The sequence below is a fragment of the Candidatus Saccharimonas aalborgensis genome, from assembly GCF_000392435.1.
In the GTDB taxonomy this organism is placed as follows: domain Bacteria; phylum Patescibacteriota; class Saccharimonadia; order Saccharimonadales; family Saccharimonadaceae; genus Saccharimonas; species Saccharimonas aalborgensis.
Window position 1 is genome coordinate 704761 of sequence record NC_021219.1, and the last position, 16114, is coordinate 720874.

Below are 16114 nucleotides of genomic sequence, written 5' to 3' on the forward strand. Positions count from 1 at the left end.
GGGCTTCTCTATTGTATGTTGTCTGCATTGGCGGCTATTTCACCCATAAGAATATCATATTCATCCTGAGCGATCTCTTGGAGATCAGAGACGTTTGCAACAAGCCAGTCTTGTACGGCCTGCGTGTTTCCAGACTCCTGGACATCTACTAATTCTTTTAGCTGATTATCATCGAGAATATTGGTTACTTCTGTGCCAATGCGTTCTTGAAGTGTGCTATTGAATTGCTCGATCAGGGTATCCGCATTCGCGTCGGCAAGCTGAATACCGATGAGCGCCAGAGATTCGCGGGTAATAAGGGGGGGTTGTTGCTGGTTCATATTATTTTTTATCTACCTTCTGTTCTTATTGGGCTACTACTGTCGTTTTATTATACTTGTTAGAAACGATTTTGTTCACGGTGAGTGTCACGGGTGGTAACAAATGCTTCCTTTGCGGCGGTCGTTGAGGCACGTAACTCATGATAGCGGGCTTGACCGCGGGCCATTGCTACTCGACCAAGGATACGCGCGCGTCTAGCCGCCGCTTTTGATTTTTCATGGGTATCGCCTGCAAATGACTCAACACTCTTTCGTGCGGAACGTGCGCTTTCAATAACATTTCGTTTCATAGTCATCCATTTCGCATGTCGACCCCATCTTCGTGTCTCAGCCTCATTTGCGCGTTTTTCTAAGCGTTTACGAAAGTTTGCCATCGCCTCTTTAGAGGCACCCGCAACATCAGAAACGTACTCAGCACCCTTATTGATCTTGTTGCCAACTTTTTCGCTGCCATCGGCCACCCACTGACCGGCACGGTCAAGTAAGTTGCCAGTTTTTTTAGTAGCATCGGTTACGTTCTCCTTTGCAGAGTTGAGTGCTTCATAAACAACGTCCCTAGAAAAGCCAACATTACTTTTGATATCATTTTTGACAGATTCCACGCCTCTCGTACCCACTTTTCCCGCACCCTCAACAGCAATAACGGTCAATCCGAGCACTCCTCGGCCGATATTACCTAGTATTGCTTTACCGCGCTCAAGTCGTTCACGACCCGCAAGTAGCTTACTGTCAACAAATGAGGCGACTCGCTCAGATGCTTGTGCGGCGTTAAGGCCAAAGTCACGGATACGATCTCCGGTGCTGGTTGTGGGAGCTTCGTGTCGGCCAGTGTATTCTTCATCGGCTGGCTTGCTCTCTTCGGGAGCGGCGTGTCGAGGCTGGTAGGTTTCTTTCATGAGGGATTTCCTTTTTTGATTTTTATATGTTTATATTATCATTATAAGCATAAATAGTATAAAAAGTCAATACAATTAACACAATAAAAATGACAAATAGCAACTCATCACGGGAGAGAAATAGTATTGCGCTTGTGGTAAACCCTGTGTTACCATAACCAAGTAAGTAATATACATCAAAATATAGAGAAAAAATGACAAGAGGATAGGTCGCCATGCAACAAGATCCGATGAATGATTTTATCAATGATATGCTTGATAAGAAGCAGCTCCCGGGGCTTGAGGAAGAGGGGGTCCGAGAGACCGTCATTGATGATATTCGGACACGACTCTTGAACCAGATTGACAGAGCAATCCTTGAGGCGATGCCAGAAGATAAAATGGATGCACTTAACTCCCTGCTCGATAGCGGTGCGTCAGATGAAGAAGTCCAACGACTTGTTGGTGAGTCCGGGGTTGACATTCAGAAAGTGACACTGCAAACAATGTTGCGTTTTCGTGATCTCTATTTAGGAGAGGAAGCGTAGTAGAGAAGTATGTCTGAGCGACAGGCGCGGCACGATACGTATACTGCTGAAGCGCAAGCAGAGCGTGCGAAGTATCTGACAATGACTAATAAAGAGATTGCTGGTGAAGTGAGCGATCTTATTAATGGGCAACTTCACGTGGCAAGTAACGATCGTGTCCAGTATGCGGCTGGGACAACAGCCGCGCACGAGGGAAGGGCAGGAGAAAGAGTTGGCGGGCGGTTTGTGAGTCAGTCGCAACTCGAAGACATCGCTGCGTTCGCAGATCAAATCCGCGATGGCTTAGCGGATCGTAATGAGCCGGGTACCGTCGTAGATGACCATACCGGCGACGATGTAGACCAAGATGCCTACATGCAACGGCATGATGCGCACACGCATGAAGATGAGGCTCCCGCAGAGGGACCAGATATGCCAGATGATGAGACATCGGATGAGCCGACGACTGATATTTCGCCGTCCACAGAGCCAGAGATGCCTATCGCACGCGAGGACGCAGCCGATGAGCCAAAAGCGCCTTCTGAACTAAAGCTCTCTTTTGTGGATCAGTCAGTGGATGCAGAAGACGCAGCTCGTTATGCAGCAGAAGCCCGCTTGACAGAAGAATTAAATGCTCCTGGCGGCAAAATCAAGAGGTTTTTGAGGAATGCCTGGAAGGGAAGTCTTGCACGTGAATTCTATATCTTAAAGTATAAGAAACATGCACTTGAGCGCATCAGTGAGGGGCAGGATATCAACCTACTGAACGACGGGTACACTAGTGACCAGCGTGTCGATGCGCAGATGGCACTTGTTGATCGATTTAGTTCAGAATATGATGAATCGGTCCATACTACGGCAGGTGAACAACGAAAAGAACTCGCTCCAGATACTGAGTTTGCCGTAGCCACAAAAGATCTTATTCGCAGATATGTATCTGGTGAAATCACAGATGCAACTGCACTTCGTGAGGAGCGTGGTCGCTTGCTCGAACGGTTTGGCGGACAACAAAACGGTCCTCTCATTGGGGAAGGCAAAGTTCGTGTCGATAATCTACTCGCGATAGCGGAAGCTGTCAAAGGTATGGTAGCGCATGGTGAGAGCATCGAACAAGTACTTGAAGGCATGAAGATTTACTCTGGTGAAGCACGAGAGAGTGCGCGTTACAAAGTGGACTATGGCAAAATTGACTCAGTCATGGAAAAGATGCAGCAGTCAAAGATCGGATCGCTCGTTGGACCCGAAACAGTCGGTATTGCCGCTGCGCTTGCTCTCACTATTAGTAGGGTGGGTCGTGGAACGGTCCTGAAAGCGACCGGCGTAACACTCATTCCAGGAGTGATGGGGGGAACACTCGGTGCGCTCAGGGAAAATAAACGCGTCAAAGAAGAGCGAACGCAGCATACGCGTGAGGTAACTCAAGGGAGAGATTTCGTTAACGGCAAGCGTCGTGCTGAGATGCAAGAAACAATGTATGAGACGGTTAGCGCGCAGCAAACGACCGATGAGCTAAATCGGCTGATGGAGGGTGGCCTCGATACTCCCGAAAAAGTCAGGGCTATGTATGAAGCACTTGCTGGCGTGCAGGCGCGGGTTGACATATCTGATGCGAAAGGGAGTGAGCTATTCTCTTACTCACAGGGGCAGAGATCGGTTGAGATGGGGCTACTCGATATTGCTCGTGGGCGTGCCAAGAAAGCACTCGAAGGTCATTTGGCTGATCTTGATCCTGCATATCGTTCTTCACTCGGAATGACCGATAGTGATACCGTAAATCAGGCATTGCAACGCTGCGTGAGCGCGGTAGAGTCGATCCAGCAAGATATGAGCGCAAAAGATAAGGCATTTCAACGCCTTAAGGCTCGTCGAGTTGCTACGGCGGCTGCCCAGGGCGTTATTGTTAGCTCATTGTTTAGCGTTGGCGTACAAGAAGGAGTTGCATTTGCTAACCCCTCATATGATGGTCTCATTGAGCATATGGTGCATGGGGGTGCACCATCTCCTGATGGAACGCAGACAGTACTTGAAGGGTGGTTTCATGGTCAAACTGGAGCTGGGACAAGCGCGAATGTTATCGCGCCAAGTAGTACCTATAATCAACTAAACCTCGGTACGCACAGTGGTGCACTTGAGCTGCCATCGAACTATACAATGTCAACTAATCCAAATGGTTCGCTCTTTATTACTGACCCGACAGGAGCAAAAATAGCAGACAATCTCACGACCAATCCCAACGGTACGTTCACCACTGCTTCCCTAGCTGACTTGCAGCACGCAAATATTAGCGTTGTGGATACTACAAGTACCGTCAATACGCCCCATAGCGTTACGCAGCAAGTGACAGCAAAGCAATTTTTGGTAAATCATCCAGGTGTCGGGACACCGGCCGGACGAGATTTTTGGTATGACAACAATACTCCGGCACCAAAGTTTGACAAAAATGAACTTGGTCTTCACTGGGGTGGAGCAAATAGTACGGGCGTAACAACTAACGGTACTGTCCAAATGAGTGTCGCCACAATGACAGGAAACGGATCTTTCCATGGTCTCGAACACACAAACTGGGCGACTGAGGCTGACCAGGGGCATCTCAAACTAGCAGTTTCATTGTCGAGGGATACACAGGCCATGCCGATTATCTTGGATGTTCATGCGCACGATGGGGTAATCGACATCCCAACCGACCCAAGCGTCATGCCACCGGGAATCTTTACGATCGAGAATGGCCATGCAGTCTTTCATGGTGCCTATGCTGAGGTGGTGCAGACAAATGGTATGAGCCAAAACGGAGAGCTTCACATCCGTCCACTCGCAACGATTACTGGGCATAACACGCTACATTCAATGGCAGATACAGTCACGACACACGAAAAGCAAGTAGTACCGCATTATAAGCTGACTCCCCCTGTTCATGAGGGTATCGATCGTGTCGTTGAGCCCATCGTGATGCCACCACTGGTACTTCGCCGGCCGCTTGAAGCGCTTGTTAAGCGCCGCAACGGAGATCCAGGCCCGTATGGCTATGGTGGTGGGGCCAGCGGAGAATATGGACACCGCCAACTCTCTCTAGAGGCTATTGAGCAGATGCGGTCCGAGCGTTCACCAAGTTTACTTACCGACTCTTCCGCCGATCTAAATCCAAAACATGAACTTGATTGGTATAGATCAGAGCTGGAGAGGAGGCGGGGAGCGGATGGGTTGAGAAAGATAGTTGATTTTGTAAAGAATACGCCGGAACTGGCAACTCTTTCACCAGAGACAAAATCGATAGTCGTTTTACCCGTTGGAGCAGCATTTGAGTCAGAGAATATCTATAAAGTGCTCTCTCTTTATGCTCAGCAAGATCCCCCTTCACTTGAGAAAACGACATTCCTTCTCAATGTAAACTGGCTCGATGTAGCAAAGGGTGATCCAAAGCAGGCTCAAGCAATCGCTAAAACACTTGCTGAGATTGAACGTGCTCGTCTTAACTTTCCTCAGCTTAAGCTGGCTGTTATTCAAAACGAATACAATAAGGATACAGTTGAAGCGACCGGTGGCGTAATCGGTTATGTTGCCGCAGATATGGTTGATACTGCACTTATGGCATTACAGGTGGCCATGGAAGATGGTAGAATGAACGGCGATCATGAGGTCGGCATACAACGTAACGACGTTGACACGCTGGGCATATCTCGACACTACTTGAGTAGATATCAAGAGGCACTTGACCAGAATCCACAATCAGACGTGTTTAGGGGTATGACAAGATTTGATGCGAGGTCTGCCGAACGTTATCCAGGATGGGGAATTGTCAATGACCTTAATTTGATATTAACGACACAACACTATTCCCATGGAGGAGCAAATACCGATGGACCGAATTTTTATGTACGTGCTTCAGCGATGGCTGCAATAGGTGGACTTGGTGATGTATCACGTTGGAGTGGCGCGGGCTCTGACGATAGTAATGTGGGGATACGGGTTACCCACGCAAGAGGTGGAACTGGCGGTGTGGGCTATAGTGGTGTGAGCGGTTCAACCGGTGCTTTAGTAACATCTAGTGGTGGAGACAGAAGAGTAGGTAAGTATGTTGCTGGCGCAAATATCGATGTAAACGCTGATCGCTTAATACCACTCTATCTGGGTGGGGCATGGTGGGGTTCGGCGTGGCGTTCTGATGATGAAGGAGCATATCACAAGGGACCGGGAGGTTACGCAGCGAGAGATGCGAATAAGATGAATATCAAAAAAGAGAGATTTGACGGGTCTAAAGATACTGAAGCATTTCAGCGATTACAAACCGCTATTACCTATGAGGTTGGACGTTTGGACGAAACGACACGTCAACGACTGCTTGCGCGTTTCTTTCGCAATGCTCCTGCAGGATCGTATATCATCAAGCCTTTGCCGTCGGGTGGTGTAACGTTTGAATTTACAAAAGTAGGGCGCGAGTTTGTTAGTCAGCAGATGAAATATGATTCACAAGGTCGTCGACGCAGCTATGGGGAGCGTAAGACCCACGGTCTCTATGGACGGACACCACTGAATAAGGAACCTGCGCTTGTTGCGCCAATTCGATAGGTGTATCATAAGGATAAGAAGTATAAAAGGGAAGGTTAGTGATGAATAGAGATGAGCTACTTGCGCTACGCGAACAAATAGTCGATACAACGAGACAACTAGCTTTAGACGGTAATGCGTCTGCTGAGGATAAAATAGATATACTTATCGGACTAATCCATTCAGGCGATAGTTCACCAGAATTATTCCATCGAGCATACGAGACCGCATCGTCACTAGAGTCTGATGACAAGAAGATGGATGCGATGCTCGATCTGCTTTATGAAGTCGATGCACGTATTTCAGCTAGTGACACCGAAAATGCTTCTCAAGGTCAAACCGCCGAAGCGGCCGAATCGGGCGATCAACCTTCTGCATAACAAGTGTGCTATACTGATTTTTAAGGAGTAATTGGCAATATGTTTCAATTGGATGATAAGTTTTTGCAAGATGTGGGTCTCGGGAGCCTCCCCGAGGATCAGAAAAAGGCTTTTCTTGATCACTTTCGTGAACAGCTTGAACTTCGCGTTGGAACGAGGCTGAGTGAGGGTCTGAGCGACGCTCAGCTAGCAGAGTTTGAATCATTTATTGATCGCGACGAAGCAAGGGTGAATGAGTGGATCGCTGGTCATGTACCCAACTATCAGGAAGATGCCGTCTTCAAACAATTACAAGCTGGCGCGCCTGCAAATATCCCCCCACTTGTTGTGCTTGCAGAGTATGCCTCACTTCGTTGGCTGGGGTTGAATCGGCCAGACTATAAGCAGGTCGTCGCCTCAACAATGGAAGAGCTCAAAGCTGAGATTATCGCTAATCGCGATGCAATCCTCGGTATTGATCAACCTGGATCGCAGCAGATTGCGGCCTAGCGCAAGTAGCCATTGATAAAACCCTTAGCATCCATGGTACGTCCGGTTGGAGCGATGAGTTCGTCTATCGAGAGGTAAGCACCGTTTTTGCATTGAATGTCGAGTGGAGTTCTTTTGCTCATCACGGCGTGTGCTTTTGTGACAATAATCTGGTGACCGGCGATCGTCATTCGTGTGCGCGGGAACCCAAGATGTGCACGAATGCGCGCTTCTGCATCACCAGGAGTTATTTTTTTGGGGTCGAGCAACGATTCCTTTTTCGATAAAAGAGGACAATATGTTGCCTCACTCTCGTTCTGTGGAGTGGGTTGTAATGAGCCATCAACTATCGACGGAAGAGTGTGTGCTAGTAGATTTGCGCCCATGAGTCCGAGTGTGTTGTATAGTTCAGGTTTTGACTCCGTTTGGTCCAGAGCGTAGGGAGCCTGTGTGTATATAGGGCCGGCGTCCATCTTGGCAACAAGCTTCATGATGCTAACGCCGGTATGGCTATCGCGATGCTCGATGGCGGCCTCGATAGGGGAAGGTCCTCGGTATTTTGGTAATAATGAGGGGTGAATATTGATAATGCCCGGAGAAAAAAGATCAAGGATTGATTGCGGGATAATTTTTCCGTAACTGGCAAGCACTCCAACAGGTGATGAAAGTGAGCCAATATACTGAGTTATATCGCTGAGGTTACTCGGTTGCAAAACTAATACACCGTGTTCCTCGGCGTAGGATTTCACGGCGGGTTGAGTAAGGGCTCTGTCACGTCCACGTTTTGTATCGGGTTTTGTGACAACTGCCACAACAGGGAATCCTGCTTCAATAAGAGTCTTGAGGCTGTAGAGACTGAAGTCCTCAGTCCCAAAGAACACTACGGGCGACATCTTTTTCATAGTTGAGTGGTTTTAGCTCGCCTTTCGAGTCGAGTCGATAAAAGGCATCCTTGTTGTCCTTAATATGGTCGACAAATAAGATACCGTTGGTATGATCAATCTCATGTTGGAGAACTCGTGCCAAGAAGCCTTCGGCTTTGAAGCGGACCTCGTGACCCTCGAGATTGAGTGCTTTGATACGAACTTTTGAATGACGAGGTACTTTGCCATAGTAGCCGTTTACACTAAGGCAGCCTTCTTCGGCGAGTGTGATTTCTCCTTCGAGCTTGACGATCTCGGGGTTGATAAGCGGTATGAACTCACGCACGCTTTTGTCATCGAAATCACTTCGTACGATCACGACACGTTCGAGCTGATCAACCTGAACTGCAGCGAGCGCTGCACTGATCTCGTGGGGACGTGAGTCCTCCCAGTCGAGACTAGCATCGGTCATATCGCGGACTAACTTTTTTATATCGTCAGTTACAACATGGATGCGTCGAGATTTTTGGCGCAGGTGAGGATTTGGTAGTGTAATAATGGCATCTTTTTTCACTTATCACAGTATAACAGATGATAGTAAGTATTTTACAGTAGCGTGTAGGGGTCAAGATCGACTTGCCAATGCGAGGGCGGCACGATAGAAACAATTTCAAGTAGTGTTGAACGTTTTTTTGACTGAACCAATAGTTGCCACCGGTAGGAATTATATTGTCGTTCATAAAACGCGGGAGTTGGTCCGAGGACGGCAACGTGTGGAAACGAGTTTTTGACTGTATTGGCTAACTGTTGCGAGTTACGGATGGCCGCTCTCTCAGTTTTGTAGATACAGGTAAGCTTTAATAGATAGGTAAACGGTGGGAATCCTCGGCCACGCCGTTCGGAGAGAGTCGTCTGATAAAATTCTTGGTAGTTTTGGGTGATACCCAGCTTGATGGCGGGATGATCGGGTTGATAACTTTGCAAAATCACTGATGTCTTATGCGCTGATCGACCAACTCTTCCTATCACCTGACTGATCAACTGAAAGGTCCGCTCGCTCGCTATGTAGTCAGGGAGACTGAGCCCGGCATCGGCTTGAATAACTCCTACCGTCCTAAGGTGAGGTAGATCAAGGCCTTTTGCCACTACTTGCGTGCCAATGATAATATCGATTTTCCCATCGTAAAGCTCCTGATAGCGCTTTTCGAGGGTTGTGGCAAGTTGGGTGTCACCGTCGAATCTTGCAATAACTTTTTCTGGAAAAAGTTTTGCAATTTCTGATTCAATTAGCTTTGTGCCAATCCCTTTATGAATAATTTCGGCGCCATGACAACTCGGACATGCAGTAGGCACTCTATTATTTTTGCCGCACACATGACATTGCAATCGATGCAGATCGGCGTGGAGAGTGAGGGGGGTACCACAGACGGGACAGAGGGCTGACCAGCCGCAGTGTTCACAGAGGGTGATTGCAGCACTCCCTCTTCGGTTGTGAAAAAGCAAGACTTGATGACCGGCGGCAAGCGTTTCGGTAAGGTTTTGAATGAGAGAGTCTGAGAAGAGACGATGGCGACGAAAAAGGGCTTTATTGGTCATATCTACAACTTCTATGTTTGGTTCAAGAGTTTTTTTAACAGCACGCTCTCGCATGGTGAGCACGGGTTGATGTGCCATCGATGCGAGGTAATATTCACTTACCAGTGGTGTTGCAGTCCCCTGGATCACGTGTGCCTCGTGAGCACGTGCTAGCACACTTGCAACACGAAGTGCAGAATAACGGGGAGCTTGATCTTGCTTGTATGATGGCTCGTGAGCTTCGTCGACGATGACAGCGCCTATTGATTTAATAGGGAGGAATAGCGCCGATCGCGGTCCGATAACAATGACCGGGCTAAGACTATCCAAGACCTGTTGCCATACACGATGCCGCTCTGCTTCTGTCTGTTGAGAGTGAGAAACAATAATAGAGGGGAAATGCTGTTGAAACTCTGCGAGCAGTTGTGAAGTAAGCGCGATTTCTGGGACAAGGACGATAACTGATTTGCCTCTCAATAGGATGTGTTTGGCGTGCTCAATATAAACTGCAGTTTTTCCGCTGCCAGTAACACCGTGCAAGATTGCCGTACCAACTTCTATTGAGTTCAGAGTATCTACAGCCAGGGACTGCGTTTCATTGAGTAAAAAATGTGTTCGATCTCGTGAGAAACTAAGGTCGCGGGAAGCTGAGATGCGCCTTTTTTTTGTGATACCCCGAGGCAAGACCATTTGTAAGACGGTTGCGAGATGAGTCGCATAGTAGCTACTCATCCAGCATGCGGTATCAATGAGTTGCTTTGGAATCGGTGGCAAGGGTAGTACTGAAGAAATTACTTTTGTCTCATAGTTTGGTCGAGAGACATTACGAATAATAATTCCTGTTAAGATTTGCTTGCCGACGCTAACACTCACCAACTGGCCGATAGATAAGATTTGGTCATGGTGATAGGTAAAGCACGCTTGCTTGGCGCGAATAATGCGCACAGGGGCTACCTCGTAATAGTACATGAAGCCTATTATACCTTGCCGTGATATCCGACGAACTGGTATGCTAAGCATATGTATTTTGAGACACGAGCGCAGGCTGGGCAACTAATCGCCGCTCGGCTAATAGAAAAATATCGCTACGAAAACTGCGTTGTTCTTGCACTGAGTGATGGTGGGGTATTGGTGGGTGAACAAATAGCATCTCAACTCCACTGTGTTTTGACCATGCTTGTCACAGAGAATATTGATGTGCCTGGTGAGTCAACGAGCTTTGGCGCGGTGTCAGAAGGAGGAAACTTTACCTATAATGGGATGTTTTCGCAGGGTGAGATAGATGAATATACAAGTGAATTTCATGGATATCTTGATGAGCAAAAGCGCCTTGCATTCAATCGGATTAACCGGCTCATTGGTGAGGGAGGAATGATCGACGAAGACTTACTTCGCAACCGAACTATTATTCTGGTGGCCGATGGATTTGCAGATGGCTCGATCATCAGTGTCGCAATCGATTATCTTAAACCCATACGTGTTCAGCGACTTGTCATTGCTGCCGCCGTAGCGACGGTTGCCGCTGTTGACGTGCTTCACGTCGCTGCAGACGAGCTCCATATCCTCGATGTGAAGGAGAACTTTTTGGGAATAAACCACTACTTTGAGGATAATGAGATACCGTCGCACGAGGAGACGGTAGCAAAAATTAACCAAATCGTTCTCAATTGGCGCTAAAAGGGTTGCAAAGACATTCACAGAAATGTAGAATAAAAAGCAACAGTATTTATAGGGAAGTGAGCTGAAAGGGTTCGATGCTAGACGTTTTCATTACATCAAGGGTACGCCGAAAGATAGTGGTGGTATACGCAAAGTACCCTGATTTCCATACTCACGTCCGCGGGCTTGCAAAGCTGATCAAGGAAGATCCGGGTAATATCCAGCGTGAGCTGAAACGTCTCGAAAAAGTCGGTTTTTTGACTGGCGAGAAGCAAGGTAATACCAAAATATACTCGACAAATAAACAGTTTCCGATTTTCAAGGAGCTTCAGAGCATCGTTATAAAGTCACAGCAACAAACGAGTGCTGGTCGACCGAAGCGCACCTCAACTGATATCCAGCCATAATGTCATTATTTGAAGAGATTCTGCGAGCTCGCGGGTTGCAAGATGCAACGCGCGAGTCTTTTTTGCATCCCGACTATGGGAAGAGACACGACCCGTTTCTGTTGCCGGATATGGCAAAAGCGGTCGATCGTCTCGTGGCGGCGCGCGAAAAACAGGAGCGTATTACGATCTATGGTGATTATGATATTGATGGTTTGACGGCAACAACTCTCCTCGTCGATGCGCTAGGTCAGTTTGGTTTTCGGTTTGTGGAGACGTTTATTCCCAATCGTTTTGTTGAGGGTTACGGTATGACGGTCGACGCGGTGGAGCGTATCGCGGCGAGCGGCGCTCAACTCATACTGACTGTAGACTGCGGCAGTTTGAGCGAAAAAGAAATCGTGCGCGCGAACGAGCTTGGCGTCGATGTTATCGTAACAGATCACCATAATGTGGCTTTGACACAGCCTCCAGCTATAGCAGTTGTTAATCCGAAGCGGTTGCTCCAGGATAATCCTCGTCGCTACCACGGTATGATGCTGACAAGACAAATGAAAACAAAACCACTTTACCCATTTCTCGATCTTCCGGGGGTAGGTGTGGCGTTTAAGCTTATCCAGGCGCTGCAAACACGTCTCGATGGCCTGCCATATGGTCAGGAAAAGTGGCTTCTTGATCTGGTTGCACTTGGTACGATCTGTGATGTCGTGACGCTCGTTGACGAGAATCGTTTGCACGTATTTTGGGGACTCAAAGTGCTTGCAAAGACGCGGCGGCCTGGTCTCAAGGCGCTTATGGCAGTAAGTGGGGTTGAGCCAAGTAAGGTAGACGCTCGAAGTCTTGGGTTTATGCTCGGACCGCGTCTCAATGCTGCTGGTCGTCTGGAAACAGCCCGCCATGCGCAGGAGATGTTACTGGCAACAAATGGTCTCGAGGCGCTTGAAAAGGCTGAACTACTCGATGCCTTAAATAAACAGCGCAGGGCGGAACAGGATGAAATCCATAAGCTGGCCACTAAACAGGCTGAAACGTACAAGGGTGATCCGGTGCTTGTAGTCAGTCACCCCGACTGGAACCATGGCATTGTGGGCATTGTCGCGGCGAAATTACTTGAAAAATACAAAAAACCCACCTTCGTCCTGCAGGAAATGGGCGGTGAGTCAAAAGGTTCTGCGAGAAGTTATGGTGGTTTCTCAGCAGCAGATGCAATTCGTGCAGCGGATCGTTTGATCACAAAAGGCGGAGGACATAAGCTAGCTGCCGGTGTAACGTTGCCAACAAAAAATATCGAGGCGTTTCGGAAGCATCTCAATGACTATTTTCGCTCTTTGCAGTTACCACCTCAGCCTCCCTTGTTATTACTGAGTGAGGATGTGGTAACGGCAGACTTCGCGCAACTAAACGAAGGCCTGCTACATGAGATTAGTCAGTTAGAACCGTTTGGCAATGGTAACCCTGAGCCGATAGTAAAAATTGATGCGGTCCAGGTTGTTTCGATACGTCGCATGGGGAATGACGGCCAGCACCTCAAATTGTCACTACAAGATTATCTAGGAGGAGGGCTAGATGTTGTCGCTTTTTCGGCTGATGAGTCATGGTTTGTTGAACCCGGCGAGGTAGTATCGGTGTGGATACAACCACTACTGAATGAATGGCGAGGTGTAAAACGAGTTGAAGGAAGACTTGTCAGGCTAGAAATGGGAAAAGATAGCGGAGAAGAGTAGAGAGATCGGATGATTATTGCGAAGGTCGAGGATCGCGGACCGAAAAACCGTTGAGAGGGTCGGAAATTTCATCGTCTGAGGTGTCATCGGTTGTGTCAAAGGGGACAATGCCGTCGTAATCTCTTGTATCTGCAGTTCTGCGCCGATCTCTTTGGTAGGCTGCATGTCCGCTACGTATCTCGTCGGCTACCAGCTGTGGGTAACTCAGATCGTCTAACCCATGTTCCTCACGGTAGTCTTCCCAAGGATTATTGAATTCATCGGGGTGATCAGCAATATACGCTGCTTCTATAGCCGCCTTACGTTCGGCAGCAAGCTCTGCCTGCTGCTCGGCTGCCAGCGCAGCGATTTCAGCCAAACGTCTTTCTTCGGCTGCTGCACTTTTTGCAGCTAGTATCTCCTGTATGCTTGGTACTCGAACATAGCGCACACCTGGAGCGAGGGGACGAGGACGGGGGACGGGTCTTTCTTGTTGAGACACCATATCTGTAGCTGGTAGTTTTGGTTCAAACCCCACCTTGCTGGCATCTGCTTGAGCTAGGCTCTCTGTTTTTATAGGGGCACCGGCAATGCGTGCCATAGCAGCTGCGGTTCTTTTTGGGTCTGCAACTTCTTGAAGGCGATGAATTGTGCTTGTGTCAAGATGTTCACGAATGCTACTCATGGTATTAATTATAGCATAAGTATTAAATAAAGTCAACCACTGTATCACCAAAAAGACGAGCGTTAGATCGTTGCATAGAGACAACTAATCTGTTACAATGTGAGCGATATGGTACAAGTTACACGTAAAGATGAACGAGAGGCGAACGAAAACATTATTCGTCGCTTCAACCGCAAGGTGTTGCAGAGCGGCGTACTCGCTGAAGCAAAAGCAGCCATGCGTTTTAGTAAACCACTCAGCAAGACTGAGCGTCGCGCAAAGGCGATTATTCGTAAAGAGCGCAAAGCCGATAAGCTAGCAAAGATGCGACTAGGAATCCGCTAGCAGCGTATGGCCCTCAAAGACCGCATCGCCGATGAAATGAAAGCCGCCTTACTTGGCGGCAATCGTTTTGAGGGCGAGACGCTGCGAAATCTCAGGGCGGCGATCCTCAATGAAGAGGTGGCGCAAAATAAACGAGATGTCGGGCTAAGCGATCAAGAAATTGAAAAAGTAATCGTTCGCGAAGTAAAAAAGCGTAACGAGAGTGCTAAGCTTTATCGCGACAATAACCGACCTGAGCTAGCGGAACCCGAGGAAAACGAAGCGGCAGTGCTTGCGAAGTTTTTGCCGGAACAGATGAGCGAAGCCGATATACGCGCGCTTGTCGAATCAAAAGTTACCGAGCTTGGTGTGAATGATCCATCTGCCATGGGTCAGGTAATAGGGGCGGTAAAACAAACGGCAGGGAATACTGCCGACGGTGCATTGATTGCAGCAATTGTCAAAGAGACATTAGCAAAGTAGAAATACGAAGGGAGATACGGAATGATTCTTTTGTTTGGTCCAACTGGTGCGGGGAAAAGTATGCAAGGTCAGATGCTTGCCGTCCGTCAGGGATGGAAATGGCTGAGTACCGGTGAAATGCTGCGCGCAAGTGATGATCCAAAAGTAATTGCCGTCTTGAAATCTGGTGAACTTGTCAGTGATGAGCTAACCTATGACGTGTTCGATAAGGCTGTTCAGGATGCGAAGGCTAAGCATTTCAAGAATATCATCGTCGATGGCTTCCCACGCACTAAAGAGCAGGCTGCGTGGTTAGCAAAGTATCTCGAGAAAAATAATGAGTCCATCGATTTGGTAGTTGTGCTTGAAGTTCCAGAAGCAGAAATTATGAAACGTCTTGAATTACGTGGTCGCATGGAAGATACGCCAGAGACAATCGCTAGGCGTATGACAATTTATCGTCAAAAAATGTATCCGGTACTCGGTATCTTTGCGGAGGAGGGCATCAGGATCCTCCACCTCAACGGCACCGGAACTGCAGGCGAAGTCCATGATCGTATCTACGCCGAGGTAAGTGAGGTATGCCAGAATTAGTCACCGGCCAAAAAACGCCGGTACAAATCGAGGCAATGCGTCAAGGTGGTCGTATTTTAGCTCGTATTTTTGCTGATCTTAGGGATTATGTTCACGCAGGTCTATCGGAAAAAGAGATCGATGCGTTTGTATCGCAGAAAATTGCTGACTATGGTGCGAGCGCAACATACCTTACTGAAGATGTAAACTTTCCAGGAGTGATCTGTATCAGTGTAAATGAAGAGATTGTGCATGGTATCCCGACCAATTATGTGCTGCAAAAGGGTGATATTGTGAGTTTTGATCTTGTCATAACCTATAAAGAAATGGAGACCGATAGCGCCTTTACGATGATGGTTGATGAGCAGCCGACGGGGGCAGCCAAGCACCTGCTTGCCGCAACAGAGCGTAGCCTCTATGCGGGAATCGATGCGATTAAAGGACCGGTCTATACTGGCGATATTTCTGCTGCCATTGAGGCAGTATTGCGGGCGTCAAAATTGGGAATTATCCGTGAGTTGGTGGGTCATGGTGTCGGGCTCTCGATGCACATGCCACCCGATATACCAAATTATGGCCGAAAAGGTACGGGGGTACTACTGAAACCTGGCGATACCATCGCGATTGAGCCGATGGCAACACTTGGGGGTGAAGCGATTGCGCAACTTGATGATGGGTGGACATATGTGACGCGCGACGGGAGTCTTGCGGCTCATTTCGAGCACACTGTTCTGATTACTGAAAACGGTGCAGAAATCTTAACGTTAGCAGTATAAGGTATCCGTAAGCGCTA

At 48.1% G+C, this 16114-nt stretch carries 17 protein-coding genes; 11 read left to right on the plus strand and 6 right to left on the minus strand.

The genetic code is table 11. The annotated features are described in order from the left end of the window. Positions 1-8 precede the first annotated feature (8 nt). The gene (locus L336_RS03620; protein WP_015641856.1) at positions 9-320 is read right to left on the minus strand and encodes a hypothetical protein; all 312 of its coding nucleotides are present in this window, start codon (positions 318-320) and stop codon (positions 9-11) included. 59 nt (positions 321-379) lie between these two features. Then, positions 380-1216, minus strand: coding sequence for a hypothetical protein (locus tag L336_RS03625; RefSeq protein WP_015641857.1), 837 nt, complete (start codon positions 1214-1216; stop codon positions 380-382). 215 nt (positions 1217-1431) lie between these two features. Here L336_RS03625 and L336_RS03635 point away from each other — a divergent pair, with 215 nt between their 5' ends. From L336_RS03635 to L336_RS03650, 4 genes are read left to right on the plus strand one after another with little or no spacing between them, the layout of a single operon-like run. Continuing rightward, the gene (locus L336_RS03635; RefSeq protein WP_015641858.1) at positions 1432-1743 is read left to right on the plus strand and encodes a hypothetical protein; all 312 of its coding nucleotides are present in this window, start codon (positions 1432-1434) and stop codon (positions 1741-1743) included. A 9-nt stretch (positions 1744-1752) separates the two neighbouring features. After that, on the plus strand, positions 1753-6285 hold the full coding sequence (locus tag L336_RS03640) for a hypothetical protein (RefSeq protein WP_015641859.1): 4533 nt from the start codon (positions 1753-1755) through the stop codon (positions 6283-6285). Between the two features lie 41 nt (positions 6286-6326). After that, a complete protein-coding gene (locus L336_RS03645) occupies positions 6327-6644 on the plus strand; it encodes a hypothetical protein (RefSeq protein ID WP_015641860.1) in 318 nt (105 codons plus the stop codon). A 39-nt stretch (positions 6645-6683) separates the two neighbouring features. After that, positions 6684-7133, plus strand: coding sequence for a DUF5663 domain-containing protein (locus tag L336_RS03650; protein ID WP_015641861.1), 450 nt, complete (start codon positions 6684-6686; stop codon positions 7131-7133). Here L336_RS03650 and fmt read toward each other — a convergent pair. From fmt to priA, 3 genes are read right to left on the minus strand one after another with little or no spacing between them, the layout of a single operon-like run. Beyond that, on the minus strand, positions 7130-8014 hold the full coding sequence (gene fmt / locus L336_RS03655; protein WP_015641862.1) for a methionyl-tRNA formyltransferase: 885 nt from the start codon (positions 8012-8014) through the stop codon (positions 7130-7132). The genes L336_RS03650 and fmt overlap by 4 nt on opposite strands. After that, complete coding sequence (gene def, locus L336_RS03660) at positions 7977-8549, minus strand: peptide deformylase (RefSeq protein WP_015641863.1); 573 nt, start codon at positions 8547-8549, stop codon at positions 7977-7979. Before def ends, fmt begins: the two co-directional genes overlap by 38 nt. 32 nt (positions 8550-8581) lie before the next feature. Further along, entirely contained in the window at positions 8582-10519 is a 1938-nt protein-coding gene (gene priA, locus L336_RS03665) for a replication restart helicase PriA (protein ID WP_015641864.1), read from the minus strand. Between the two features lie 51 nt (positions 10520-10570). On the opposite strand from priA, the gene L336_RS03670 reads away from it, so the two are divergent. From L336_RS03670 to L336_RS03680, 3 genes are all read left to right on the plus strand, one after another. Then, positions 10571-11227: a phosphoribosyltransferase gene (locus tag L336_RS03670; RefSeq protein ID WP_015641865.1), complete on the plus strand. Its 657-nt coding sequence runs from the start codon at positions 10571-10573 to the stop codon at positions 11225-11227. A 77-nt stretch (positions 11228-11304) separates the two neighbouring features. Beyond that, positions 11305-11616 carry a winged helix-turn-helix domain-containing protein gene (locus tag L336_RS03675; protein WP_015641866.1) on the plus strand — a complete coding sequence of 104 codons (312 nt, stop codon included), beginning with the start codon at positions 11305-11307 and terminating at the stop codon, positions 11614-11616. Next, positions 11616-13319 carry a single-stranded-DNA-specific exonuclease RecJ gene (locus tag L336_RS03680; RefSeq protein ID WP_015641867.1) on the plus strand — a complete coding sequence of 568 codons (1704 nt, stop codon included), beginning with the start codon at positions 11616-11618 and terminating at the stop codon, positions 13317-13319. The genes L336_RS03675 and L336_RS03680 overlap by 1 nt, the downstream gene beginning before the upstream one ends. A gap of 13 nt (positions 13320-13332) precedes the next feature. Here L336_RS03680 and L336_RS03685 read toward each other — a convergent pair whose 3' ends face one another. Next, positions 13333-13983 (minus strand): hypothetical protein, encoded by a 651-nt coding sequence (locus tag L336_RS03685; protein ID WP_015641868.1) that lies wholly within the window; start codon positions 13981-13983, stop codon positions 13333-13335. Between the two features lie 108 nt (positions 13984-14091). Here L336_RS03685 and L336_RS03690 point away from each other — a divergent pair, with 108 nt between their 5' ends. Genes L336_RS03690 through map form a run of 4 tightly spaced genes read left to right on the plus strand, consistent with a single transcriptional unit; the run spans position 14092 to position 16097 of the window. Next, on the plus strand, positions 14092-14307 hold the full coding sequence (locus L336_RS03690; RefSeq protein ID WP_015641869.1) for a small ribosomal subunit protein bS21: 216 nt from the start codon (positions 14092-14094) through the stop codon (positions 14305-14307). Between the two features lie 6 nt (positions 14308-14313). Continuing rightward, positions 14314-14769, plus strand: a complete 456-nt coding sequence (locus L336_RS03695; RefSeq protein ID WP_015641870.1) for a GatB/YqeY domain-containing protein — start codon at positions 14314-14316, stop codon at positions 14767-14769. A 21-nt stretch (positions 14770-14790) separates the two neighbouring features. Beyond that, a complete protein-coding gene (locus L336_RS03700; RefSeq protein WP_015641871.1) occupies positions 14791-15342 on the plus strand; it encodes an adenylate kinase family protein in 552 nt (183 codons plus the stop codon). Beyond that, positions 15330-16097 carry a type I methionyl aminopeptidase gene (map, locus tag L336_RS03705; protein WP_015641872.1) on the plus strand — a complete coding sequence of 256 codons (768 nt, stop codon included), beginning with the start codon at positions 15330-15332 and terminating at the stop codon, positions 16095-16097. Before L336_RS03700 ends, map begins: the two co-directional genes overlap by 13 nt. The last annotated feature ends 17 nt before the right edge of the window (positions 16098-16114 follow it).

Bases quoted from the DNA above. Each gene is read 5' to 3' on its own strand.
- priA (WP_015641864.1), bottom strand. From the start codon at position 10,519: ATGTACTATTACGAGGTAGCCCCTGTGCGCATTATTCGCGCCAAGCAA.
- L336_RS03695 (WP_015641870.1), top strand. From the start codon at position 14,314: ATGGCCCTCAAAGACCGCATCGCCGATGAAATGAAAGCCGCCTTACTT.
- fmt (WP_015641862.1), bottom strand. From the start codon at position 8,014: ATGAAAAAGATGTCGCCCGTAGTGTTCTTTGGGACTGAGGACTTCAGT.
- L336_RS03640 (WP_015641859.1), top strand. From the start codon at position 1,753: ATGTCTGAGCGACAGGCGCGGCACGATACGTATACTGCTGAAGCGCAA.
- L336_RS03675 (WP_015641866.1), top strand. From the start codon at position 11,305: ATGCTAGACGTTTTCATTACATCAAGGGTACGCCGAAAGATAGTGGTG.
- L336_RS03650 (WP_015641861.1), top strand. From the start codon at position 6,684: ATGTTTCAATTGGATGATAAGTTTTTGCAAGATGTGGGTCTCGGGAGC.
- L336_RS03690 (WP_015641869.1), top strand. From the start codon at position 14,092: ATGGTACAAGTTACACGTAAAGATGAACGAGAGGCGAACGAAAACATT.
- map (WP_015641872.1), top strand. From the start codon at position 15,330: ATGCCAGAATTAGTCACCGGCCAAAAAACGCCGGTACAAATCGAGGCA.
- L336_RS03635 (WP_015641858.1), top strand. From the start codon at position 1,432: ATGCAACAAGATCCGATGAATGATTTTATCAATGATATGCTTGATAAG.
- L336_RS03680 (WP_015641867.1), top strand. From the start codon at position 11,616: ATGTCATTATTTGAAGAGATTCTGCGAGCTCGCGGGTTGCAAGATGCA.
- L336_RS03620 (WP_015641856.1), bottom strand. From the start codon at position 320: ATGAACCAGCAACAACCCCCCCTTATTACCCGCGAATCTCTGGCGCTC.
- L336_RS03625 (WP_015641857.1), bottom strand. From the start codon at position 1,216: ATGAAAGAAACCTACCAGCCTCGACACGCCGCTCCCGAAGAGAGCAAG.
- L336_RS03645 (WP_015641860.1), top strand. From the start codon at position 6,327: ATGAATAGAGATGAGCTACTTGCGCTACGCGAACAAATAGTCGATACA.
- L336_RS03670 (WP_015641865.1), top strand. From the start codon at position 10,571: ATGTATTTTGAGACACGAGCGCAGGCTGGGCAACTAATCGCCGCTCGG.
- L336_RS03685 (WP_015641868.1), bottom strand. From the start codon at position 13,983: ATGAGTAGCATTCGTGAACATCTTGACACAAGCACAATTCATCGCCTT.
- L336_RS03700 (WP_015641871.1), top strand. From the start codon at position 14,791: ATGATTCTTTTGTTTGGTCCAACTGGTGCGGGGAAAAGTATGCAAGGT.